Raw genomic sequence first — 22,677 nt, 5'->3', positions numbered from 1 at the left:
AATGGCCGGTTGCCGCTTTAGCGTGCATTCTGGCCCTTCGCAGACCCTTTGAAATCACAACAGCAACAGGGGCAGATGATGAGCATGAAACGAATTCAGCAGTTCCTTTTCGCAATGCCTTTCGTCCTTGCAGGCACAACGCCGGTCTTGGCCGATGAAAGCGGCGTCAACCAGAGTATCGATCAATTGCTGGGGGATCACACGAAATACCGGGCTGTGATCGTCGCCCTGCAAAAGGCTGTCGCGGCGCATGATGCCAGCGGTGTTGCGGCACTCGTGGACTATCCGATCGGGGTCGCGGTCAACGGCAAGGAAACCAACATCAAGTCCGCCAAGGTCTTTGCGAAACATTATGACGGCATCATCACCCCCCGTATCGCCAAGGCGATTACCGAACAGAAGTACGGGGACCTGTTTGTCAACTACAAGGGTGTCATGTTTGGCGATGGACAGGTGTGGATCAACGGCGTCTGCCACGACAACGAATGCAAGAACTTCGATGTGAAGATCGAGACCATTCAGGACGTCGGGAAGTAAACGCGCCAAAAGATCCTTTGCAATTGCGGCCTTGTCGCCTGAAAAGAATCTAGGTCAGCTCTCGAACTGCCGGTAACACTCCTCGGCGATCTCCTGCAGTTTTGCGCGGCTGACTTCGCCGGTGACCGCATATCCGATCGCCCCGTCGATCCAGTAGAAGGTTTCCAGGTTTCCGGCGGATTCGAAGCGGAAGCTGGTTTCACCGCTGTCCGGGTTTTTGCCGAGAAGGACGGTCAGCCGTTGTCCGGCCGCATCCTGATACATCAGCATCGCGCCGGCCTTGCCGTTGACGGGCAGAAGCCTGCCGCCGACGAGGGAATATCCCAGGGTTTTCAGATCAGGCGCGGCGAGCTTGTAATCGAGGCGCTTGCCGAGCCATGTGACCAGATGGTCCTGCTGATCGGCGCCGACCTCGACCGGATGACGCTTTTCGCTGGCATAGACGAGGAATGCCGTCTTGGATTGACCCGGCAGGCTTTCGAACGCGGCGATGTTTTCGCCGGGAACGGGCTGGCTCAGCAGCCGTTCGCCGTAGATGCCGGCTACCGCACCCGACAGGAAAAGCGTGAGCGAGGCGGCGATGAGGGCGGTCCTGCGCCAGAGCGGCGAGGGCGTCCCTTTGGGATGCGCGGTGCGCAGCAGCGCACCGTCATCAGCATTTGGCCGGGCATAGTTCGAGAATGCGGCTTTCAGTTCGGCCGCCTGCGTCTGCCATTGCCGGACCTCGGCGGCGTCTTCGGGATGGTCCTTCAGCCAGAGCTCGACCTCCTGCCTGCGCTTGCCGTCGAGAAAACCATCGACGAAAGCGTGCAGATCGGCTTCGGTGACCGTATTGGGATCGTCTGTCATTTCGGTCTCCGGAGCGTAACGATGTTGTTCTGCGCAAGCTGTGCTGCCATCTGCCGGCGGGCGCGCGACAGGCGGGACATGACGGTGCCGATCGGGATGGCCAGCATGTCGGCGACATCCTGATAGCCGTACCCTTCGACGACGATGAGCATCAGCACCGCGCGATGGTCGGGGCTCAGCGCATTCAGCGCCTGCTGCAGCCTTGTTTTTTCCAGCGGGTCACCCGATACGTCCTCCGCCGTCAGGCCCAGCGTATCGTCCAGTTCGACGGAGGGATGCTGGCTGAAGCGGCGGTAGCGGTCACGGTAGAGATTGGTCATGATGGTGAAGGCCCAGGCGCGCAGATTGATGCCGCGCCACTGGTTGCGGCGGACAAGCACCTTCTCGACGCAATCCTGCAACAGGTCTTCGCCGTCGCTGTCGGATTTGGCAAGGCTGCGCGAATAGCGCCGCAGCGACGGCACCAGCGACAGGATCTGATTTTCGAACGTATCCGCGGAAGGGGGCTTTGCCCCCTTCACACGGGAATCCTGATCAGGGGCGTGCGGCATCCCAGACCTTTCCGACTCCATCACCGGTGGCATCGCCCTTTTTGGTATCCTTGACCCAGAAGTAGAGCGGCATGCCCTTCAGAGCCCATTGCTTCTTGCCATCCTTGCGATCGACCAGCGTATAGTCGCCTTCGGCCTTGGCGGATGCCGTGCCGAGATAGGGCGGCCATTTCTTGGCGCAATCATCATAGCAGGTGGACAGGCCCATTTTATCCTTCTTGAAGGTATAGAGCGTCATGCCGTTTTCGGCGGCAATCACCTTGCCCTTGCCGGCTTCGACTGTCTGGACCGGGGAAGCCGCAAAAGCGGAGGCCGCGGCCACGATGGAAAAGGCTGTCACGAGCGGCAGAAATCTCATTGGATGTGTCCTCTCTGAAATCGTTGCAGACGAACCGCCTTTTCAGCCGGCTCGAACATAAGACACTTCAGAGCGCTATCTTATTCCCAGGAGTCCGAAGAAACTTATCGGCGGGGTGTCGCCCGGGATGCGACGAAGCGGGCGAGCGACGGGCCGACGGCCATGACCAACAACAGCCGCGCCGTCTGCAGCGCCATGACGAAGGGCACGTCGACATTGCTGGAGGCGGCGATGATGGCGATCGAATCCATGCCGCCGGGGCTGGTGGCGAGATAGGCCGTCAGCGGATCGATGCCGACCGTCCTGACGAGGATATAGGCGAGCAGGCCGGAAAAGCCCATCAGCACGAGGATCGAGACGACGGTCGGGATCAGCGCCCGGCGGGCATGCGCGAGGATCGGGCGGGTGAAGCCGAGGCCGATGTTCCAGCCGAGCATGGCATAGCTGATCGCCAGCAGCCATTCGGGAATCTCGATCACCAGAACTCCGGTGACGCTCAACAGCGAGCCGAGCAGAAAGGGCAGGAGAAACACACCGGCCGGGATGCGCAGCCATCGGCCGAGACAGCCGCCGGCGATGGCAATGCCGAGCGTTTCGAGGAAGGGAACGAGGTGGACCGGCCCGAACCAGACGATCTCCGGTCCCGGTCCATCGATGCCCGCCCAGTAGCGGGCGACGAGCGAGGCGGCGGCTGCGACGAAGACGACGCGCAGATATTGCATGAAGGCGACCAGGCGAACGTCGGCGCCATAAGCATCAGCCATGACCAGCATGGAAGTGGCCGCCCCCGCCGACGATCCCCAGATGGCTGTGGTGCCGGGCATGATGTTGAGGCGGCTCATGACATAGCCGCTGAGCGTGCTCATGGCGATGACCGACAGGACCATGGACAGAAACAGCGGCCAGTTGCCGAAAAACGTCACCAGGATGCCGGGGCTGATGGTCTCGGCAATCATCGTGCCGATCAGCGCCTGGCCGCAGAGAAGTGCCGGACGGGGCAGGCGAATAGTGCCGCCGTTGATGCCGACCACAGCGCCTGCTGCCATCGGTCCCATCAGAAGGGCAGCCGGAATACCGGTCAGTTCGAGAACGCCGGCAAGGATAACGGAGAGGACGAGGAGGAGGCCCCATTGCCATGCGGCATGCCAGCGGCCGACACCCGAGGCTGCGGGTGCGGGCGGGTCTGCAGAAGGATCGGGCGTCACGGTGATACTCTCGGATGTCAGGAGGGGCAGCGCCTGCGCGAGCGCGCATGGGAACAGTTATCATGGTTGCTGCCCCCTGCGATACGCGTGCTGTGTGGCAGTTTCTTGCGGCCGGCAGGCCGTTCGCGTAAAATTTGCAGGCTGGCAAGCGCGCAGCCGATGCCGGGAAACCCGCCGCGAGACGCGACAGGCCCGCGCGAATCGGGCAATAGAACAAACATGGAATTCGCACCACAACAGGATGAGGCCCTGAAGGCCGTTTCGCGCTGGTTGAAGGAAGGGCGTTCGCCGCTGTTCCGCCTGTTCGGCTATGCCGGAACCGGAAAGACGACGCTCGCCCGCCACTTCGCCGAGAATGTCGATGGCGAAGTGCTGTTTGCCGCCTTTACCGGCAAGGCGGCGCAGGTGCTGCGCTCCAAGGGGGCGACCAATGCCCGCACCATCCATTCGCTGATCTACCGGCCGCGCGGCGAGGAGGAGGTGTCCGACGAGGAAACCGGCAAGACCTCGATCGCGCCGATGTTTTCGATCAATCGCCAGAGCCCTGTTGCCAAGGCGGCGCTGATCATCATCGACGAATGCTCGATGGTCGATGAAGCGCTTGGCAGGGACTTGATGAGCTTCGGCACGCCGATCCTGGTGTTGGGTGATCCCGGCCAGCTTCCGCCTGTTTCGGGCGGCGGTTACTTCACCAATGAGGAGCCGGACTACCTGCTGACGGATATTCACCGGCAGGCGCGTGACAATCCGATCATCCAGCTGGCCATGCATGTGCGTGAAGGCAAGGAGATCATGCACGGCGACTATGGCTCGACGGCGCGGGTGATCTCGAAGAACGAGGTGACGCAGAGCCTTGTGCTCGATGCCGATCAGGTGCTGGTCGGCACCAACAAGACGCGGCGGCGTTACAATATGCGCCTGCGCGAACTCAAGGGGTTTACCACCGAATATCCGCAATCGGGCGACAAGCTCGTCTGCCTGCGCAATGATCCGGCCAAGGGGCTGCTCAACGGTTCGCTCTGGCAGGTGATGACGTCGTCGAAGGAAACGGTGAAACCCGGCATCAATCTGATGATCCGCCCGGAAGACGACGACATGGACCGGGGTGCCTCCAAGATCAAGCTGCTGAAAACCGCCTTCGAGGATGTCGAGGGGGAAATCCCGTGGTCGACGCGCAAGCGCTACGACGAATTCGACTATGGCTACGCGCTGACGGTGCACAAGGCACAGGGCTCGCAGTGGAACGATGTGGTGCTGTTCGACGAGAGCTGGGCGTTTCGCGATACCCGCGAACGCTGGCTCTATACCGCGATTACCCGCGCGGCAGAAACGCTGACCATCGTTCGATAATTCACTCCGCCGAAACGAAGCCCATCAGAACTGCCTTGGCAACCGCCTGGAAGCGGTTATGGCCGTTGAACTTGCGGATGATGTCGGATTCGAGCGTCAGCACCGCGGTCAGGTCCATATCCATCATCGTGGCGATGCGGTTTGCCGGGTAGCCTTCGGCCATGAAGGCGAGGCACTTCGCCTCGATCGGCGACAGGTGAATGGGCGGCAGGGCGGCGCGCTGCGGATTGCCGCCGTCGGCCGCCGATTCCAGCAGTTCGCTGATCCGCTGCATCTGGCGGCGCAGGATCGATTGCTGGGCTGCCAGTTCGCGCTTGCGGCCTTGCAGCGCATCCTCGAAGATCCGTGCCGCCTGTTCCTGGCTGGCCGAGGCGCTCAGCGCAGCCATCAGATCCTGAATGGCGGCGATCGGCATGTCGATCTCGCGGCAGGCATTGATGACGGACATCCGGCGGATATTCTCCAGTCCGTAGACCCGCATCGGCCCCATTCTTTCAGCCGAAAGCAGGCCCTTTTCCTCGTAGAAATGCAGGGTCCGGTGGGTGACGCCAAAGGCATCCGCCATATCGGCTATGGCGACATGATGGTCCGGAATGGTTCCCGGCAGGGGAAGATGCGGCAGAAAGCCGGGCGGCGTTTGGCTGCCCGGTGCGGAAAGGCGTGTGTTCGAGTGTTCTGGCATCTTTGAATACCCCTCGCAGGCCGGCGAGAACAATATCCTGGAGACGGCATCAGCCGGTGACGTATCCGGCGCTTGTCTCCCTGGGGCAGCTCTTCAATGTCATGCACGCCATCCAAACGGGACGGATACTCGCAACCCTTGTGCCTGCCTGATGAGCGACCAGGCTTTTCTCCCACTTGCATCCTCAGAATACACGCGGGGCGTGACGATGAACAGCTAGTAACATTAGGGGGAAATCTAGGGGTTTTGAGCGGATTTGCGCGTTACGAGCGGCAAAACAACCAGTCCGCGGCGATTTCCCACAGTTCGCGTTCTGCCGGTCAAAGCCGTGAGCCGGCTACCGGATGAGCGTCGAGGGCAGGGCGGCGGCGCTGATGACGAATTTCAGCTTGCGCCGGTGATCGGCCGACAGCCTCTCCTGGCAGGATTTGGCATCCTGAAAGGTTTCCCGCGTCTGTAGCAGCCGGTAGTTATCGGTCAGCACCATGCATTTCATCAGCGGGCTGTCGATCTCGGCGGTGCCGGCGTAGCGGAAGATATAGCCGTCCGAAGACAGGATCTTGCCCGCGAGTGCGAGGCTTTCGTAAAGGATGTCGCCTTCGTCGGCCAGCTGCGCGCCGTCGATGAAGCCGTCATAGACTGTTTCAGCCGAAGCGTCGTTGGTGACAAGAACCTGAAGACCTGCCGGTGCTGTCTGCTGCGAGACGGAAATCGTGAACGCCAGCGGATCAGCTGTGGCCGATGACGATTGTTGCCGCTGCACGGCCGGGGGCACGGCGGCGATCGTCCGGTAATGCGAGGCGGCGTTGCGAAGCGCATCGGCAAAGCGCCCGGCATTTCCGTTGCGCGGCCATTGCGCGCGGACCGTTATCCTCGGCAGGTCGTTGGCAAACTTGCGCTCCAGCACCGCACCGTGCAGACGCGATTGCGCCGGGATATTGACGCTCATGGCCGGTGACGACAGGGGAATGAAAATCAAGAGCGGCAGGGCCGATAGCACGGCCAGCGGTGACGACAGGGGGGCAGGCAGCCAGGAGAAGCGCCTGTTCGCAACCCGCCGCGGCTGTGCGGGGGGGCGGGCCGCTTCTACCGGTGGTGCGGACGGCGAAAGACGGTTACGCCGGTATTCGGGCACATAGGTGCCCTTGGGGATGTCGATGCGCCACTCGTCCCGCACGCCTTCGGAGGTGTAATAGGCCGCCAGCAGCTTGCGCAGCTTGCCGGCATGGACGCGCACCAGTGGATCGCTATCGGCATTGAACGCCTGCGGCCGGTCGAACACGTCGATGCCGATCGTGTAGCCCTTCAGCTGATGGCCGACACCCTCGATCTCCCGATCGACGACATATTTCAAAAAGGCGCGCAGGCGCTCGGAGCGCGAGAACAGGGCGCTCGACAGGACGCGATCCAGAGACTGGCGGATCGTCTGGTCGTCGGGTCTCTGATGCGGATCCATCGTCACGATCTCCCCGCAAAATCCGTCGATATCGGCGCCGCGGTATCGGGGGCGATGGTCGATTCGGTCGTGTCGAGGCAAAGATAAAGGTTCATCGGTTCCGGCTTGGATCGTTCCGTGGAGTTCTCGCACACCGCCGCTCACCGGTCGGGAGCGTATGGCCTGTACTTGAGTCTCTATTAAATAGGACTTTCGCCGGTTTGTCAGGTGCTGCATTCATTAAACTTGCGTTTTGTCTGAAATAGAGCGGAGAACGCGGATTGAGGGATTCTTGTCACGGGGACGCTTTCGCCGCCGCGGCTTTATTGCGGGCCGGTGGAGGAACCGCTAGAAAGGACGCCGTGACGATGGCGGTATCCCTTGGAAAGTGCTGAAATGCCTGCGAAACTCTCCGTGAACCTGAATGCGATCGCGATGCTGCGAAACCGGCGCGATCTCCCCTGGCCGTCCGTTACCGGACTTGGACAGATTGCGCTGGAGGCGGGTGCCAGCGGCCTGACCGTGCATCCGCGCCCTGACCAGCGGCATATCCGTTTTTCCGATCTGGCGCCGATCCGCTCCCTGATCGACGATCTCTATCCGCAGACCGAATTCAACATGGAAGGGTTTCCCAACGACGAGTTCCTGGACCTTGTCGAACGTCATCAGCCCGAGCAGGTCACGCTGGTTCCCGACGATCCGGCACAGGCGACCTCGGATCACGGATGGGACTTTCGCCTGAACCACAATCTGCTCGGCAATGTCGTCGGGCGGCTGAAGAAGAACGGGTTCCGGGTGTCGCTGTTTGCCGACGGCGATCCGGACGTCGAAGCCCTGACGATCGCCAAGGAGACCGGCGCCGACCGGATCGAGCTTTATACCGGGCCTTATGGCGGCTGCTACGACGATCCCGAACGCGGCGAGATCCTGCTGGAGGCTTTGGGCCAGACCGCCGATATCGCCCGGACGCTCGGGCTTGAGGTCAATGCCGGCCATGACCTGACGGTTGCCAATCTGCCGGCGCTGGCCGCCCGGATTCCGCATCTGGCCGAGGTTTCGATTGGCCATGGGCTGACGGCGGATGCGCTGGAATACGGCATGGCCGAAACCGTGCGCCGCTTCTGCCGCGCCTGCGGCCAGGATATCTGAGACCGATCGAATGCTTGTAAATCGAATGCTTGTAAAATGGGCTCCGTCTGCACGGAGCCCATTCCTGTTTTAGCCGAGCAATACGGATTTGCTGGCTTCGAGGAAATCTTCAAGCGCCGTCAGCTTTGCGCCGGAAAGCTTTGCCGCATCGCCGGTGACCAGATCGATGTGACCTTCGCGCGTGTTGGTGTCGAAGGAGACGATGACGGGGATGAGGAAGTCCGGAAGGCCTGCTGCCTTGAGGCCGCCCGCAAGCTGTTCGTCGGTCACGTGCACGACCTCAAGCGGCTTGCCGGTGATGGTCGATACGATGGCTGCGATCTGGTCCACGGTGTGCTTTGTTTCACCGGTCAGCGTGTAGGTCACGCTTTCGGTCGAGCCGGACGCGAGCGCCGCTGCGGTTGCCTTGGCGATGTCGGCCCGGGCGATATGGGCGAGCTGTCCCGTGCCGGAGGCGCTGTACCACTTGCCATCGGCGACGGCGTGCGGCAGCCCGAGGAACAGATTTTCCATGTACCAGCCGTTGCGCAGGATGGTGTAGGCGATGCCGGTTGCCTTGATGGCATTCTCTGTGCCGAGATGATCGGGCGCGAAGGGGATGACCGAGGTTTCCGGGTTCGGCATCGACGTGTAGAGGATGTGCTTGGCGCCGGTCTTCTTGGCAGCGGCGACGGCGGTGAGGTGCTGGCGCAGGCGCTTGCCCGGCTCGTCCAGCGCATCGGTGGAGATAATCAGGATGCGGTCGGCGCCGACAAATGCGGCTTCGAGCGATGCGGCATCATCGAAATTGGCAGCGCGGGTCTGCACGCCCTTGGCGGCATAATCGGCAAGCTTTGCGGTGTCGCGACTGGTGGCGATGATGTTGGCCGGCGAGACCTTGCCGGACGCCAGCAGTTCATCAAGCACGAGGCGACCAAGATTGCCGGTGGCACCGGTGATCAGGAGGGGTTCGGACATGCTGGTTCCTTTGTTTTACACATGGTGTCCGGTCGATTGCCGAAACATCCAGTTTGAGATATGGTTCCTAAATGAGACCTTCTCTTATTTCGTCATCTGTTGGCGGATGTAAAGGAGGCAGTTTTTCCTGTGGTGGTTACGTGAAGGATACCAGCCCATGAACAAAATGGCAGGCAAGACAGAGGGCGAGCAGGTGATCGTCATCGCGGGCTTGGTGTTCAAGGGGCAGGATTGCCCGGTGCGCGATGTCGTCGACAATATCGGCGGCAAGTGGAACACGTTGATGATCCTGGCGCTGGCCGATGGACCCATGCGGTTTTCGGCGCTGCGCCGCCTCATTCCCGATATTTCCCAGCGCATGCTGACCCAGACGTTACGCGATCTGCAGCGCGACGGCTATATCGCCCGCGCGGTTTTCCCGACCCAGCCGCCGAGCGTCGAATACAGCCTGACGCCGCTTGGCCAGTCCTTCCTGGTGCTGGTCAAAGGGCTGGTCGACTGGTCGGTGGTCCATCATGAGGCGATCCGCGCGGCCCGTGCCACATATGACGCGGCGGCGTGACGATGTGACCGCGCCTGCCCGGGTGGACGGTTCGCGGCGCAGGCTGTTACAGATGTCTGAAGGGACGATACCGGACAGGCATTCATGAAGCAGCTCGATATTGGCGTGGCGGGGGCTGGACCGGCGGGGCTGGCGGCGGCGCTTTTCCTGTCGCGTGCCGGTCACCGGGTCGAAATCCTCGAGCGCTTCGAGACGCCGGCGCCGGTCGGTTCCGGCCTGCTGATGCAGCCGACGGGGCTGACCGTTCTGGCGGCACTTGGCCTGTTCGACACGATCCATGCGCTTGGCAGCCGCATCGACCGGCTGCACGGCGCCGATGCCGTCAGCGGACGGACGGTTCTCGACGTGCGCTACGATGCGGCGCCCGGCGGACGTTACGGGTTGGCGGTCCAGCGGGCAGCGCTTTTCAACACATTGCACGATGCGGCGGTTGCCGGCGGCATCACCATCCGGACGGGCGTCAATCTCGCTTCCGTGGAGCAGCGCGGAGCGCGTGCGGTGCTGCGGAATACGGAGGGGCAGGAGGCCGGAGGCTACGATCTGGTCATCGACGCGAGCGGTGCGCGCTCGATGCTGGCGGCCGGTTCCGCTTCGGCGCCCGCCATTCGCGATCTCACCTATGGCGCCTTCTGGGCGACTCTTGATGGCGCGGGCGCGATTTATGATCGCAATGCGCTGTCGCAGCGTTACGACAAGGCGAAGGTGATGATCGGGCTTTTGCCGGCGGGCCGCGCGGCCGTGGGCGAGGCGGAGCGGGTGGCGTTCTTCTGGAGCCTGAAGGTTGCCGATGTCGAGGCGGTCAAGGCGGCCGGACTTGAGCGCTGGAAGACGGTCATTCGCGGCTACTGGCCGGATTGCCAACCGTTTCTCGACCAGATCGGCGATTGGGAGCAACTGACGCTGGCGCGCTATGCCCACCGGACCACGCTGCCGCCCTATGCCGGCCGGCTGGCGTTCATCGGCGACAGTGCTCATTCGACCAGCCCGCAACTGGGGCAGGGCGCCAATATGGCGCTGCTTGACGCGGCGGCGCTCTGTCATGCGCTGGCCAATAGCCCGGACATCCCGTCCGCACTCGCGGCTTATGGGCGGGTCCGTCGCAGTCATGTGCGGCTGTTCCAGCTCCTATCGCTTGCCTTCACGCCGTTCTACCAGTCGGATTCTAGCGCGATTGCCTGGGTGCGCGACAGGCTGGTCTCGACCATTGCCAAGGTGCCGCCGATGCCGGGGTTGCTGGCCGCGATCGTCGCCGGCACGCTGATCGATCCGTTCGCATCCGCCGGGCTCAAGGAACATGACTGGCTTGGCGAGCGTCAGGACGGCAGGGGCTTGCCGGATGGCATTGCGGTCAAATCCAGAGCCCAGATCTGACCGGTCAGATCCTTGCCGAAAGAGTGGTGGGCCTCTTCCTTCTCCAGCTTGAAGCCGGCGGCGATATAGATGCGGCGCGCGGAAACGAGGATGTCGTTGGTCCAGAGCTCGAGCCGCCGGTAGCCGGCGCTTCTGGCAAAAGCGATGCATTCGTCGACGAGCCGCGTGCCGAGGCCCTGACCACGCGCGGCGGCCTCCACGTGGAGCAGACGGAGCTTGGCGGTCTCTTTGCCGCCCTTGACGAGAAAGATACTGCCGAGAAATGCGCCGTCGCGTTCCGCGATCCAGCAGCGTTCACGGACGGGATCGAAGTTGCGGATGAAGGCGGCGCAGATTTCGGCGACCAGAGCTTCGTATTCGCCGTTCCAGCCATAGGTTTCCGTATAGGCTTTCGCCTGACCGGCGATGACCGTGCCCATGTCGCCGATGCGGTGCGTGCGGATGGTGATGGGGGCTCTGGTATCTTTTTCGCCGGAAAGCAGCGCCTTGACCGATGCCATGGCGGCGGCGAGTTCGCGGCGCTCCTTTTCCGCGATGGGTTCAAGCAGGGCGACGATGCGCTGGCGTGAGCGCTGCGCCAGGTCGGTGGCAATGCCCCGGCCGCGCAGCGTCAGCTGCAGCAGGCGGCCACGGCCGTCCGCCGGGTCCCGCGTCGTTTCGAGAAGCCCGGCATCGGTGAAGGATTTGAGCATGCGGCTGAGATAGGCCGGATCGAGCGAGAGCTCCTCGGTCAGCCGGGACGCCGACGTGGTGCCCTGTGCCGCGAGCTCATAGATGACGCGCGCCTCGGTGAGCGTATAGGGCGTATCGAGAAAGGCGCGGTCGAGCACGCCGATCCGGTTGGTATAGAACCGGTTGAAGGCGCGGATCGATTCGATCTCGTCGTTACCGATTTCGGCAAAGGCTGAGTGTAACATGGCATTCTCCGTTTGAACGCCATCATCACAATTTATTTGACTCAGTCAAGTATCTCCACCCAAGGATCACGCTGCCTTCTGGTCGCGCTGCGACAGACCTTCGAGGGCGAAATCGACCGCGGCCTGGGCATGGATCGCGGTGGAATCGAAGCCGGGCAGGGGCAGGTTGCGGGGATCGAGGATCAGGCAGATCTCGGTGCAGCCGAGAATGATGGCATCGGCACCCTGGTTTTTGGCGCGTTCGATGACCGCCATCAGGGCCTGGCGCGACGTGTCGAGAATGACGCCGGCGCACAGTTCGTTGAAGATGACGTCGTGGACGAGCGTGCGGTCCTCGGCATTCGGAACCATGACATCGATATCGTGGGCAGCCATGCGGCCAGTATAGAAACTGTGCTCCATTGTGTAGCGGGTGGCCAGCAGCAGCGGGCGCTTGATGCCGGCCGCTTTCATGGAGGTGGCGGTCTGGTCGATGATGTTGATCAGCGGAACGGCAATCGACGCCTGAACCTCGTCGGCGATCAGGTGCATCGTGTTGGTGCAGATCAGCACGCAGGCAGCGCCCGCAGCCTCCAGCCCCTGTGCGACATCGGAAAGGCGCTTGGCGGCGTCATCCCAGCGGCCGGCCTTCTGCAGATCGACGATGGTCTGGAAATCGACCGAATGCAGCATGACTTCGGCGGAGTGCAGGCCGCCGAGATGCGCGCGCACGGCCTCGTTGATCATCCGGTAGTAGACTGCCGAGCTTTCAAAGCTCATTCCGCCGATGAGGCCGATCTTGCGCATGGTGCCGTTCCTGTTCCGCTTTGTTTTTTGATATCAGGATTGTCGCCGGGAGTGAGCGGAAAGTGTTCGCTTTGTTGGGTGACATTGCCGGTATTTGCGCGTATTTTTTGCATGATATGAAATTTTTGCGCAAATATTGATTGCTTGCGCTGTTGCCGCGGGGAGAGCGAAGCGTGCTGGACGAAAGAGACCGGAAGATTCTGTCGCTGCTGCAGGAGGATGCCAGCCTGTCCGTCGGCGATCTCGCCGAAAAAGTCAGCCTGTCGATCTCCGCCTGCTCGCGGCGGATCCAGCGGCTGGAGGAGACCGGCTATGTCGCGCGGCGCATCGCGGTTCTCGATCGCGATAAAATGGGCGTCCCGACCACCGTGTTCGCGCTGATCAAGACCGCCCATCATGCCGACGACTGGATCGAGACCTTCCGCAAGGCAATCGCCGATATTCCCGAGATCGTCGAAGCGCACCGGCTGACCGGCAATTACGACTACATCCTCAAAGTTGTGCTGCCGCGCGTCGAGCATTACGATGTGATCTACAAGCAGATCGTCCGCAAGGTCGAACTGTTCGATGTCTCTGCCTCGATCTCGATGGAGATCCTGAAGAGCGGCATGGCGGTGCCGGTGGATTATGCACGGTGAGCAAGAACGGCACCGTGCACGGTAGCCATGCCGAAAGCGCAATTGTGCATCGGCCTTGAAGGGTAGAGTTTGTCCCGAAACAGGAGAAACGATCATGCCGCTTGAAAACTCTCACCATGTCGTCGTCGTCGGTGGCGGATTCGGTGGCCTGCAGCTGGTCAAGGACCTCAAGGGTGCCCCTGTCAAAATCACCCTGATCGACCGGCGCAACCATCATCTTTTCCAGCCGCTGCTCTACCAGGTGGCGACGACCTTGCTCGCCACCTCGGAAATCGCCTGGCCGATCCGGCGGTTGTTTCGCGACCGGCCGGAGGTCACCACCCTCCTGGCCGAGGTGGGCGGCGTCGATCCGCGCGGCAAAACCGTGACGCTGAAGAGTGGCGAGAGCATCGGCTACGACACCCTGGTGCTGGCGACGGGGGCGACGCATGCCTATTTCGGGCGGGACGAGTGGGAACCCGTCGCGCCGGGGCTGAAGACGCTGGAGGATGCCACCACCATTCGCCGGCGCATGCTGTTGGCCTTCGAGCGAGCCGAGATGGAGACCGATGCAGAGGCGCGGGCCGCCCTGTTGACCTTTACCATCGTCGGTGCCGGGCCGACCGGTGTCGAGCTTGCCGGCGTCATCGCCGAACTGGCGCACGTCACCCTGCCGCAGGAATTCCGCAACATCGATACGCGCAAGACACGGGTTGTCCTGGTCGAGGCGGGCCCACGGGTGCTGCCGAGCTTTGCCGAGGAACTCTCCGCCTATGCGCAGAACGCGCTCGAAAAGCTCGGCGTCGAGGTTCACATCGGTGAGCGGGTGACGGACTGCACGGCCGAAGGCGTGATGATCGGCGATCGCTTCATCGGCAGCCGGACGATCGTCTGGGCGGCGGGCGTTCAGGCATCTCCCGCGGCGGAATGGCTGGGCGTGCCAGCCGACAGGGCCGGGCGCGTCGTCGTCGAAAAAGACCTGAGCGCGCCGGGGCTACCGGATGTCTTCGTCGCCGGCGATACGGCGTCGCTTTTCCGCGAAGACGGCACGCCGGTTCCCGGCATCGCGCCTGCCGCCAAGCAGCAGGGCGCCTATGTGGCCAAGGTCATCCGCGCCCGGCTGACGCAGAAAGCCGCGCCGGCGCCCTTCCGCTATCGTCATCAGGGCAGCCTGGCGACCATCGGCCGGCGTTCGGCGATCATCGATTTCGGCCGGATCAAGCTCACCGGCGCTCTGGCCTGGTGGATATGGGGCCTCGCCCATATCTACTTCCTGATCGGCACGCGGAGCCGGTTTGTCGTGGCCTGGAGCTGGCTGTGGATCTATCTCAGCGGCCAGCATACGGCACGGCTGATCACCCAGAAGGAAACGCTGCGAACCGAACCGCTGGATGACGGGACGGATAGTTAGCCCTTCCGGCATCGCTTCGGGCGGTCATGGAATGATCCGCTGCGCGCGCATCTCACGGAAGACCGACAGGAACATCTCGTCGGTCTGCACATAGTCGTGGAATCCGAGCCGGCGCGCCTTGCTGCCGTCGGCGAAGAAATCGTAGTTCCAGCTGAACACCGCGTCGCCAAAACCCCAGGAGGAGACAGCCTCGTAAGCGTGATCGGCGAGAGCGTATTTCTCCTTCATCGCCTGCCAGAGCGCTGCCTTGTCCGCCATCACGACATTGAGCGACATCGGCAGCGGGGCGGCCGTTTCCATGTCGAAGAAGCGGGCGATCTTCGGCCACATGTCGTTCCAGCGGAACAGGTCGCCATTGGTGATGTTGAAGGCCTGATTGGCGCATTGCGGATCGGTGGCGGCCCAGACTGTCGCCCTTGCCAGCAGGCCGGCGTCGGTCATTTCGAGCAGCGTGTCATAGGCGCCGGGCTTGCCGGGAAAGCGCAAGGGCAGGCCGAGTTCCTTCGACATCGCGGCGTAGAGGCCGATGACCATGGCAAGGTTCATCGGATTGCCGGTGGCAACGCCGATCACGACCGAGGGACGCAGCGCCGACCATGTCCATGACTTGCCTTTCTGCTTCTGCAGGAACGCCTGCTGGTCCATGTTGAATTCGGGCGGCATGTGGTTGTCTTCGTCTTCGCGGGCCGGCGTCTTGAAGGGGCCGAGATGGGCGCCATAGACCTTGTAACCCTGCATCAGGCTGACATGGGCAAGATTGGGTGCCACCTCCTCGACGGCGGTGACGACATTGACCAGCATGGCGAGGTTGGGTTCGACCAGCTCCGCCCAGGTCGGGCGATCCTGATAGGCGGCATAGAAAATGTGAGTCACGTCAGAGAGATCGGTGAGTTTGTTCGAGCAATCTTCCGGGTCGAGCAGATCGACGGAGATATGCCGGATCCTGTCCGTCGATAGGCCGCCGCGCCGGGAGAGGCCGATGATCGACCAGTCTTCCAATGTTTCCAGATGGCGGACGAGATTGCCGCCGATGACGCCCTGGGCGCCGACGATGAGGGCGGTTTTGTGCGGATTGCGCATGACAGTCTCCTGATGTGTCGATGCATCAGATATGGACGCGCGACGATTTGAGAACTAGACAGCGGTAAGGCACAGGATTTGTGAAGTGAGGGCACAATGGCGAGGCTGGATGTCAATCGCTCCGGCGAGATGGAGGTGTTCGTGCGTGTCGTGGATCTCGGCGGATTCTCGGCCGCCGCCCGCGATTTTGCCATGACGCCCTCGGCGGTGAGCAAGCTGGTGACGCGGCTGGAGAGCCGGCTGAATGCGCGGCTGGTCAACCGCTCGACCCGCAAGTTGCAACTCACCCCGGAAGGCTGCCGTTATTACGAACATGGCGTGCGGGTGCTGGCAAACCTCGACGAGGCGGAAAGTGCCGCGGCCTTCGCCGACAGCCCGTGCGGGCGCATCCGTGTCAGCTGCAACGTGCCGTTCGGCCGGCACATCCTGTTGCCGGCACTGCCGGAATTTATGGCGCGGTTTGCCGATGTGTCGCTCGACCTGTCACTGACCGATCATGTCGTCGATCTGCTGGAAGACCGCACAGATGTGGCGGTGCGGGCCGGACCGCTCAAAGACTCTGCGTTGATGGCGCGCAAGCTTGGCACTGTGAAAATGCATATCGCCGCGGCACCCGGCTATCTGGAACGCAAGGGCGTGCCGCACCATCCCGGTGATCTGGCCAGCCACAACCTGCTCGGCCCCAATTATGTCCGCGCCGGCGGCGGCTGGCCTTTCGCCAAGGACGGGGTTGGCCAGACGATCAAGCCGACCGGCAGCATCCAGGCGAGCGACGGGGAGGCTCTGCGGGAGCTGGCGCTGGCGGGCGCGGGGCTGGCGCGGCTGGCAGATTTTCAGGTTCGGAACGATTTTGCGCGCGGCTCACTGGTGCCGGTGCTCGAACCGTTTACGGCGTCGGACAGCGAGGAGGTTCACGCGATTTTCCTCGGGCAGGGCGGTCCCATGCCGGCGCGGGTGCGGGTCTTTCTCGATTTTCTCGCCGAACGCTGCCGCTTGAGTTGAGGCTCTTATTGCGGCGCTGACAGCTTGCCGTCGTTTTCGCATTTGGCGAGCGCCAGCTGCCGGAACGACAGGATTTTGGTGATGCTTTCCTCGTTTTTGTCGGTCTCGACGGAGAGGCAGGCGCAGGCATAGCCGTAATTGCCGTTGGTCTTGACGTAGTCGCGTTCGGAGATGTCGGGGATCAGCTCCATGCCGGCCGGCTCGGTTCCAGCCCCTTGCGTCATGATCGTCCAGGTACCATCGGCATCGTCAAGCCACCAGTTGCCCGGTGTCGGATTTTGCAGCCAGCCGCAGCGGGTTTCGGCGGCAAGGAGCGGTGAGGCGGCGAGCATGCCAATCAGGAACGTTGCGACGGAAAGCTTCATGGATACGTCCTTTGCCGGGCGGGTGCCGGAGGTTCAGGGTTTCAGGCGCTTGCAATCGAACATGTCGCCGCTTTCCATTGAAAGCCATTGCATCGACGTTGGCGTGACGCTCGACAGGCCGATCTGATAATTGTCGTCGAAAGACAGGATATAGTTGCCGTCCTCCTTTTCAACCTTGCGGATCGGTATCGGTCCTTCTCCGGAATCATAGGTATCCCCGGTAAAGCTGAAGGTGGCGATGCCACAATCCCAGCTTCCGGCGTAGGGAGCGTCGTCGGCGGCAAAGCCTGACGTCGCGGTTGCAAGAGTGATGACGGCTGTCGCCGCTATGACGTCAAGGCGCATGGTTTCCTCCCCCTAGTCTTAATTGTTGATGCTGATCACCGCCCAGTGGGATGAGCTGCAATCGCCATTGTCGCAGACATTGCTCATCCAGACCGCTCCATCCGCCAGCATCACGCCGTCGCTGTTGACGAAGAGCTGGCCGTATGTCTGGCCTGCAACGGCATCCCTTGTATCCTGTGTCACCAGCGTGTCGAAATTCTCGATGAAATCGTCGGCGTTCTGAATTTCGTAGCTTTCACCATTAGCCGCGACCCGCAGGGGATATTCGGCAAGCCCCGCGATCGTTGCCGCATCGTCATTGCCCATCGCCTCCACCAGGCTGAGCAGCGGCTCGTTGAGGTCGCCGGCATTGCCATGCAGGGATTCGATCCGGTTGTAGACGTCCTCGTCGGATTGGGCGGATGCCGAAACCGGCAGAAGGGCGAGCGTGGCGAAAAGCAGGGCGACTTGAGACAGTCGAAGCATGAAAACTCCAGGGCATTGAGGATGGTGCCGCACGTTAGCGGAGCATCCTTTTAAGCGAAACAGGGGCGGGGTGTATGGATGCATCCATTTTGGGGTGCGTTTGGTTCTCCGGATGACGTTTGGCGGTGCGGCAATATTCGCATTGGCTCCGCCTGCCTGCGGAAACGCCGCAGTTCAAAATCCTCTCAAATCGGGCTTGACCGTCTCGTGGCTTTGCGGCATAAGCGGCGAACCGTACCGTACGGTACTGTGAATGGAGATGGTTTTTTGCAGCTTGCCGCCCACCCGCACCAGCCGGACTATTCGCCGCGCCAGAACGATGTTCTGGACAGCGCGTTGCGTCTGCTGGTCGATGGCGGCGAGAAGGCGCTGACGACGGCGGGGGTGGCACGGGCTGCCAATTGCTCGAAGGAAAGCCTGTACAAGTGGTTCGGCGATCGCGACGGTCTTTTGTCGGCGATGATTGCGTTTCAGCAGAGCAAGGTAAGAACCTTTGAACGCTCCGGAGAGCGGCTCACCGCAGATCTGTTGCACGTTCATCTTGAACGTTTTGCTTTGGACCTGCTGGATGTTCTCTCCGGCGAGGTTTCGCTGGCGCTCAACAGGCTTGCAATCGGTCAATCCGGACCCGGCGGGTCCAAGCTTGGCAAGCTTCTTGTCGAACATGGCCGTCGCCAAATCGACCGGCGTGCCATTGCGCTTATTGATGCGGGGAAGGCGGCAGGTCTTCTTCGCTTTGAACATGCCGATAGCGCGTATTACGCGCTGTATGGCTTGATCGTCTCCGATCTCCACGTCCGAATGTTGCTCGGCGAGCCCCGCCTTGAGGATAACGGACCTCAAGCCCGAAAGGCGATCGATGCCTTTCTCGCGCTGCACGGTTCGGAAGGTGTTTCCGAATGAGCGGGGAGTGGGAATCCGTTGACGGAGCTGAAGAAGAGTGGGATGCGGACTTTGCGGACGAGCTGTTGGGAAGTTATGTCCTAATCGGCATCACCTATCGCCAGCCTGACGGAACAGTGACCGAATCCATACAGCTTCACGGTTATATCCGCTCCATCGATCCCTTTGAGGGGATATCCGTGGGATGCGAAGGAAGCAGGGCTGGAGAGGACTTCAATCTGCCTCCAATTCTTGACGCCTTCGAGCGTGCGGAAGAGGGGGTGTACACAAGCGATACCGGCGACACAGTGCGTGACCCGGACTTTGTTGCTTACTTAACGGTGAACGCTCCGAAAAGCTGACGGAGCTGCCACACATTCATTCTTTATTGACCAAGACAAGCAAAGGGAAGGAAATTACAATGCGCGTCTATTACGATCGTGATGCCGATCTCAACCTCATCAAGTCCAAGAACGTCGTCATCGTTGGTTACGGCTCGCAGGGCCGCGCCCATGCGCTGAACCTGAAGGACAGCGGCGCCACCAACGTCGTCATCGCTCTGAAGGCCGGCTCCGCCACCATCAAGAAGGCCGAAGCCGATGGCTTCAAGGTCATGACTGTTGCCGAAGCTGCCAAGTGGGGCGACCTGTTGATGATGGCGACGCCTGACGAGCTGCAGGCCGACATCTACAAGGCCGAGATTGCCGGCAACATCCGTGACGGTGCGGCCATCGCATTCGCCCACGGCCTCAACGTTCATTTCGGCCTCATCGAGCCGAAGGACACGCTCGACGTCGTCATGATCGCCCCGAAGGGCCCCGGCCACACGGTTCGCGGCGAATACCAGAAGGGTGGCGGCGTTCCCTGCCTCGTTGCCGTTGAAAAGAATGCTTCCGGCAACGCGCTTGACCTCGCTCTCTCCTACGCCTGCGGCGTCGGCGGCGGCCGTTCGGGTATCATCGAAACCAACTTCAAGGAAGAATGCGAAACCGACCTCTTCGGCGAACAGGTCGTTCTGTGCGGCGGTCTCGTCGAGCTGATCCGCGCCGGCTTCGAAACGCTGGTCGAAGGCGGCTATGCGCCGGAAATGGCCTATTTCGAGTGCCTGCACGAAGTCAAGCTGATCGTCGATCTGATCTATGAAGGCGGCATCGCCAACATGAACTACTCGATCTCGAACACGGCCGAGTGGGGCGAATACGTCTCGGGTCCGCGTATCATCACGGCGGAAACCAAGGCTGAAATGAAGCGCGTTCTGACCGACATCCAGACCGGCAAGTTCACCTCTGACTGGATGCAGGAATACCGTTCCGGTGCTGCCCGCTTCAAGGGTATCCGCCGCCTGAACGACAACCACCAGATCGAAGAAGTCGGCGCCAAGCTGCGTGGCATGATGCCCTGGATCGGCAAGAACAAGCTGGTCGATAAGGCCAAGAACTAAGCTTTGCTGCACGGCAACATTAGAGTGTTGCGATTGCGTGATACTGAAAAGCCGGAGAGAGATCTCCGGCTTTTTCGTGTTCTGTTGTCTATTCATCGATAATATTTGGAATATTTCGGCTTTTGTAGTATTCTATTCGCCAGGAGGATACTGCTATGACAACGTTCTTCTATCACTTCGCCCTGTTTGATGCTTTCATCGTCGGCGCCATCGTGCTGCTGGTGGGCTTGAGCATGTTCGGACACCACGAGGCATGATGCTCCGGACCTGACATGGTTTCGGACGCAGACATCAGAAGGTGATGACGAAGCGACCGGCGGCCGTGCCTTGGTCCAATGCGTTCAGCGCGTGCGACACGCCATCGAGCGTGATCGGTACGATGTCGTTTTCCAGCGCTCTTTTCGCATGCATTTCGACCACCTCGCGCATTTCCGCGCGCGTTCCCACGCTTGTTCCGGTGATGATGACGCCTGTGGTGGTCAGCCATTCCTGGCTGACGGGGACGGGGTCCGGCACCAGCGCCGCTGCGACGATGCGGCCGCGGGGCCGGATGGCGGCGATCATCGATGCCCAGGTGGCCGGCGTCGGGGCAAAGTTGATGCAGACATGGCTCCTGTAGATGTCCGCGCTCACAGTTTCGGCCAGCTTGCCGTCTGCCACCAGCGTTTCGGCGGCACCGTAGCGGCGGGCGAGTTCGAGCTTGGCCGGATCGCGATCGATGGCGATGACGCGCACACCCAGCCGGGCGGCAATCTGGACGGCATAAAGGCCAAGACCGCCGCAGCCGAATATGGCGCAGGTTTCGCCCGCCCGTAGGCCGGAGCGCTTGATGGCGCCGTAGGCGGTCACGCCGGCGCACATGATCGGTGCGAGTGCGACAGGATCGAGACCATCCGGCAGCGGGACGGCAAAGGCGGCGTCGGCCACCACATATTCGGCGAAGGCGCCCGGAACATTCAGTCCATGCGCCCGCTGGGTCTGGCAGAAGGATTCCATGCCGTCCTTGCATTCGTCGCAATGGCAGCAGGTATCGTGGATCCAGGGAACGCCGGCGCCCGCGCCGATATCCCAGCCACTCACATCCGGCCCGACGGCGACGACGGTGCCGACGCCCTCGTGACCGAGGATGAATGGAGTGGGCGCCGAGGGCGCGCGGACATGGCCCTTCCAGATATGGACATCCGAATGGCAGACACCGCAGGCGCTAAGCTTGACGAGGATCTGGCCGGGGCCGGGTTTTGGGGTGGGAACCCGGCGTTGTTGCAGCGGGGCGTCATCGGTCTCGAGGACCGCCGCGTTCATGAAGTCCTGAATGAGGCTCATGGCTTCAGCCCCAGTGCTGCCTGCACCACTGGGAGGGCGGGAGCTCCGTCGAAGGTGGTGACGCCGGCAAGCCAGCTTTCCAGCTTTTCCGGATGGTCCTTCATCATTTGCCGGGCGGCATCTTCGGCCGATGCCCCCTTGTTGGAAATCATGTCCATGCCGATGTTTTCATATGCCAGGTCGAAAACCAGATTGCCGAACAGTTTTGCCGCATTCGGGCATTCGGCGGCATAGCCGCCACGGGCGATGGTGCGCACGGTTGCGCCGCCGAAATTCGGGCCATATTCCTTGTCGCCGCCGGAGAGATAGGTGAGGTCGTACATCAGGTTCATCGGGTGCGGTTCCCAGCCGAGGAACACGACCCAGTCCTTGGCCTTGGTGGCCTTGGCGACCTGCATCAGCATCGCCGCTTCGCTGGATTCCACCACGTCCCAGCCGGCGAGCTGGTGGTTGCCGGCTGCGATCATGTCCAGCAAAGGCTGGTTGGAGCCCGGCTCGATGCCATAGATCTTTTTATCGAACCTGTCGGCATGGGCAGCGAGGTCGTCATAGGATTTGACGCCGGCATCGGCGACGTATTTCGGCACGGCGAGGGTGAACTTGGCGCCTTCGAGATTGGTTGCCAGCGGCTCGACCGACTTGTCATCGAAATAGGCCTTGAACTGTTCGTCCTGGACCGGGCGCCAGTTGCCGAGGAAGATATCGAGCTGTTTGCCCCTGAGCATTTCATAGGTGACATTGAGGCCGAGCAGGGTCTGCGCCGGCTGGTAGCCGAGCGCTGTCAGCATCACGGCGGCGGTGGTGTTGGTGAGCGAAATATCCGTCCAGCCGAGATCCGACATGCGCACCGCACGGCAGGATTCCGCGTCCGTGGCATGGGCCGCGAGAGGCAGCAGGGTGACGCCGAGCGCGGCGAGGGCAAGCTTGCATGCGTTCATCTTCATTCCCCTTTTTTGATATTGAGGAAACGATAGGTCATCGCTATTTTTTGTCAAAATAAATATTTGTTAGAGCGTACAAAAATTTCTTCCGCTATT

At 61.6% G+C, this 22,677-nt stretch carries 26 protein-coding genes; 11 read left to right on the top strand and 15 right to left on the bottom strand.

What is annotated here, in order from left to right:
* Positions 1–78: 78 nt before the first annotated feature.
* The gene (locus ADU59_RS19845; RefSeq protein WP_139093197.1) at positions 79–537 is read left to right on the top strand and encodes a hypothetical protein; all 459 of its coding nucleotides are present in this window, start codon (positions 79–81) and stop codon (positions 535–537) included.
* A gap of 54 nt (positions 538–591) precedes the next feature.
* Here ADU59_RS19845 and ADU59_RS19840 read toward each other — a convergent pair whose 3' ends face one another.
* The 4 genes from ADU59_RS19840 to ADU59_RS19825 form a co-directional block, all read right to left on the bottom strand.
* Positions 592–1,386, bottom strand: coding sequence for an anti-sigma factor family protein (locus ADU59_RS19840; protein WP_068955879.1), 795 nt, complete (start codon positions 1,384–1,386; stop codon positions 592–594).
* Positions 1,383–1,937 (bottom strand): RNA polymerase sigma factor, encoded by a 555-nt coding sequence (locus ADU59_RS19835; protein WP_068955878.1) that lies wholly within the window; start codon positions 1,935–1,937, stop codon positions 1,383–1,385. Before ADU59_RS19835 ends, ADU59_RS19840 begins: the two co-directional genes overlap by 4 nt.
* A complete protein-coding gene (locus tag ADU59_RS19830; RefSeq protein ID WP_068955877.1) occupies positions 1,921–2,295 on the bottom strand; it encodes a COG4315 family predicted lipoprotein in 375 nt (124 codons plus the stop codon). The genes ADU59_RS19835 and ADU59_RS19830 overlap by 17 nt, the downstream gene beginning before the upstream one ends.
* A 104-nt stretch (positions 2,296–2,399) precedes the next feature.
* On the bottom strand, positions 2,400–3,500 hold the full coding sequence (locus tag ADU59_RS19825; RefSeq protein ID WP_068955876.1) for an AbrB family transcriptional regulator: 1,101 nt from the start codon (positions 3,498–3,500) through the stop codon (positions 2,400–2,402).
* Positions 3,501–3,719: 219 nt separating this feature from the next.
* On the opposite strand from ADU59_RS19825, the gene ADU59_RS19820 reads away from it, so the two are divergent.
* The gene (locus ADU59_RS19820) at positions 3,720–4,850 is read left to right on the top strand and encodes an ATP-dependent DNA helicase (RefSeq protein ID WP_068955875.1); all 1,131 of its coding nucleotides are present in this window, start codon (positions 3,720–3,722) and stop codon (positions 4,848–4,850) included.
* Between the two features lies 1 nt (position 4,851).
* On the opposite strand, the gene ADU59_RS19815 is transcribed toward ADU59_RS19820, so the two are convergent.
* Together ADU59_RS19815 and ADU59_RS19810 are read right to left on the bottom strand one after the other, a co-directional pair.
* On the bottom strand, positions 4,852–5,532 hold the full coding sequence (locus tag ADU59_RS19815; RefSeq protein WP_068955874.1) for a MerR family transcriptional regulator: 681 nt from the start codon (positions 5,530–5,532) through the stop codon (positions 4,852–4,854).
* A 337-nt stretch (positions 5,533–5,869) separates the two neighbouring features.
* Positions 5,870–6,988, bottom strand: coding sequence for a hypothetical protein (locus tag ADU59_RS19810; RefSeq protein ID WP_068955873.1), 1,119 nt, complete (start codon positions 6,986–6,988; stop codon positions 5,870–5,872).
* 375 nt (positions 6,989–7,363) lie between these two features.
* On the opposite strand from ADU59_RS19810, the gene ADU59_RS19805 reads away from it, so the two are divergent.
* Positions 7,364–8,116, top strand: coding sequence for a pyridoxine 5'-phosphate synthase (locus ADU59_RS19805; RefSeq protein ID WP_068955872.1), 753 nt, complete (start codon positions 7,364–7,366; stop codon positions 8,114–8,116).
* Between the two features lie 69 nt (positions 8,117–8,185).
* On the opposite strand, the gene ADU59_RS19800 is transcribed toward ADU59_RS19805, so the two are convergent.
* Entirely contained in the window at positions 8,186–9,073 is an 888-nt protein-coding gene (locus ADU59_RS19800; protein ID WP_068955871.1) for an SDR family oxidoreductase, read from the bottom strand.
* A gap of 157 nt (positions 9,074–9,230) precedes the next feature.
* On the opposite strand from ADU59_RS19800, the gene ADU59_RS19795 reads away from it, so the two are divergent.
* Positions 9,231–9,635, top strand: coding sequence for a winged helix-turn-helix transcriptional regulator (locus ADU59_RS19795; RefSeq protein WP_068955870.1), 405 nt, complete (start codon positions 9,231–9,233; stop codon positions 9,633–9,635).
* Positions 9,636–9,719: 84 nt separating this feature from the next.
* On the top strand, positions 9,720–11,006 hold the full coding sequence (locus ADU59_RS19790) for an FAD-dependent oxidoreductase (RefSeq protein WP_068955869.1): 1,287 nt from the start codon (positions 9,720–9,722) through the stop codon (positions 11,004–11,006).
* Here ADU59_RS19790 and ADU59_RS19785 read toward each other — a convergent pair.
* Positions 10,949–11,923, bottom strand: coding sequence for a bifunctional helix-turn-helix transcriptional regulator/GNAT family N-acetyltransferase (locus ADU59_RS19785; RefSeq protein WP_068955868.1), 975 nt, complete (start codon positions 11,921–11,923; stop codon positions 10,949–10,951). The two genes, ADU59_RS19790 and ADU59_RS19785, sit on opposite strands and share 58 nt — an antisense overlap.
* Before the next feature lie 66 nt (positions 11,924–11,989).
* Complete coding sequence (locus ADU59_RS19780; protein ID WP_068955867.1) at positions 11,990–12,709, bottom strand: aspartate/glutamate racemase family protein; 720 nt, start codon at positions 12,707–12,709, stop codon at positions 11,990–11,992.
* 173 nt (positions 12,710–12,882) lie between these two features.
* Here ADU59_RS19780 and ADU59_RS19775 point away from each other — a divergent pair, with 173 nt between their 5' ends.
* A complete protein-coding gene (locus tag ADU59_RS19775) occupies positions 12,883–13,347 on the top strand; it encodes an Lrp/AsnC family transcriptional regulator (protein ID WP_068955866.1) in 465 nt (154 codons plus the stop codon).
* A 94-nt stretch (positions 13,348–13,441) separates the two neighbouring features.
* Complete coding sequence (locus tag ADU59_RS19770; RefSeq protein ID WP_068955865.1) at positions 13,442–14,737, top strand: NAD(P)/FAD-dependent oxidoreductase; 1,296 nt, start codon at positions 13,442–13,444, stop codon at positions 14,735–14,737.
* A gap of 24 nt (positions 14,738–14,761) precedes the next feature.
* Here the strand turns inward: ADU59_RS19770 and ADU59_RS19765 are convergent, their stop codons facing one another.
* Positions 14,762–15,817 carry an SDR family oxidoreductase gene (locus ADU59_RS19765; protein WP_068955864.1) on the bottom strand — a complete coding sequence of 352 codons (1,056 nt, stop codon included), beginning with the start codon at positions 15,815–15,817 and terminating at the stop codon, positions 14,762–14,764.
* Positions 15,818–15,913: 96 nt separating this feature from the next.
* Here ADU59_RS19765 and ADU59_RS19760 point away from each other — a divergent pair, with 96 nt between their 5' ends.
* Complete coding sequence (locus ADU59_RS19760; RefSeq protein WP_068955863.1) at positions 15,914–16,819, top strand: LysR family transcriptional regulator; 906 nt, start codon at positions 15,914–15,916, stop codon at positions 16,817–16,819.
* Between the two features lie 5 nt (positions 16,820–16,824).
* Here the strand turns inward: ADU59_RS19760 and ADU59_RS19755 are convergent, their stop codons facing one another.
* The 3 genes from ADU59_RS19755 to ADU59_RS19745 are packed head-to-tail and all read right to left on the bottom strand — an operon-like array spanning position 16,825 to position 17,994.
* Positions 16,825–17,184: a DUF4087 domain-containing protein gene (locus ADU59_RS19755; protein WP_068955862.1), complete on the bottom strand. Its 360-nt coding sequence runs from the start codon at positions 17,182–17,184 to the stop codon at positions 16,825–16,827.
* A gap of 33 nt (positions 17,185–17,217) precedes the next feature.
* Positions 17,218–17,529: a Hint domain-containing protein gene (locus ADU59_RS19750; RefSeq protein ID WP_068955861.1), complete on the bottom strand. Its 312-nt coding sequence runs from the start codon at positions 17,527–17,529 to the stop codon at positions 17,218–17,220.
* Between the two features lie 18 nt (positions 17,530–17,547).
* Positions 17,548–17,994 (bottom strand): hypothetical protein, encoded by a 447-nt coding sequence (locus tag ADU59_RS19745; protein WP_068955860.1) that lies wholly within the window; start codon positions 17,992–17,994, stop codon positions 17,548–17,550.
* 267 nt (positions 17,995–18,261) lie between these two features.
* On the opposite strand from ADU59_RS19745, the gene ADU59_RS19740 reads away from it, so the two are divergent.
* From ADU59_RS19740 to ilvC, 3 genes are read left to right on the top strand one after another with little or no spacing between them, the layout of a single operon-like run.
* Complete coding sequence (locus ADU59_RS19740; protein WP_068955859.1) at positions 18,262–18,897, top strand: TetR/AcrR family transcriptional regulator; 636 nt, start codon at positions 18,262–18,264, stop codon at positions 18,895–18,897.
* The gene (locus tag ADU59_RS19735) at positions 18,894–19,238 is read left to right on the top strand and encodes a hypothetical protein (protein ID WP_068955858.1); all 345 of its coding nucleotides are present in this window, start codon (positions 18,894–18,896) and stop codon (positions 19,236–19,238) included. Before ADU59_RS19740 ends, ADU59_RS19735 begins: the two co-directional genes overlap by 4 nt.
* Before the next feature lie 59 nt (positions 19,239–19,297).
* Positions 19,298–20,317 (top strand): ketol-acid reductoisomerase, encoded by a 1,020-nt coding sequence (gene ilvC, locus ADU59_RS19730; protein ID WP_068955857.1) that lies wholly within the window; start codon positions 19,298–19,300, stop codon positions 20,315–20,317.
* Positions 20,318–20,608: 291 nt separating this feature from the next.
* Here ilvC and ADU59_RS19725 read toward each other — a convergent pair whose 3' ends face one another.
* Positions 20,609–21,640 carry an alcohol dehydrogenase catalytic domain-containing protein gene (locus tag ADU59_RS19725; protein ID WP_068955856.1) on the bottom strand — a complete coding sequence of 344 codons (1,032 nt, stop codon included), beginning with the start codon at positions 21,638–21,640 and terminating at the stop codon, positions 20,609–20,611.
* Positions 21,637–22,578, bottom strand: a complete 942-nt coding sequence (gene choX / locus ADU59_RS19720; protein ID WP_068955924.1) for a choline ABC transporter substrate-binding protein — start codon at positions 22,576–22,578, stop codon at positions 21,637–21,639. The genes ADU59_RS19725 and choX overlap by 4 nt, the downstream gene beginning before the upstream one ends.
* Between the last annotated feature and the right edge of the window lie 99 nt (positions 22,579–22,677).

Origin of the sequence: Pararhizobium polonicum (assembly GCF_001687365.1) — a bacterium.
Taxonomy (GTDB): Bacteria; Pseudomonadota; Alphaproteobacteria; order Rhizobiales; family Rhizobiaceae; genus Pararhizobium; species Pararhizobium polonicum.
The sequence above is the reverse complement of the archived record's forward strand: the minus strand, read 5'-3'. Positions and strand labels throughout refer to the sequence as shown.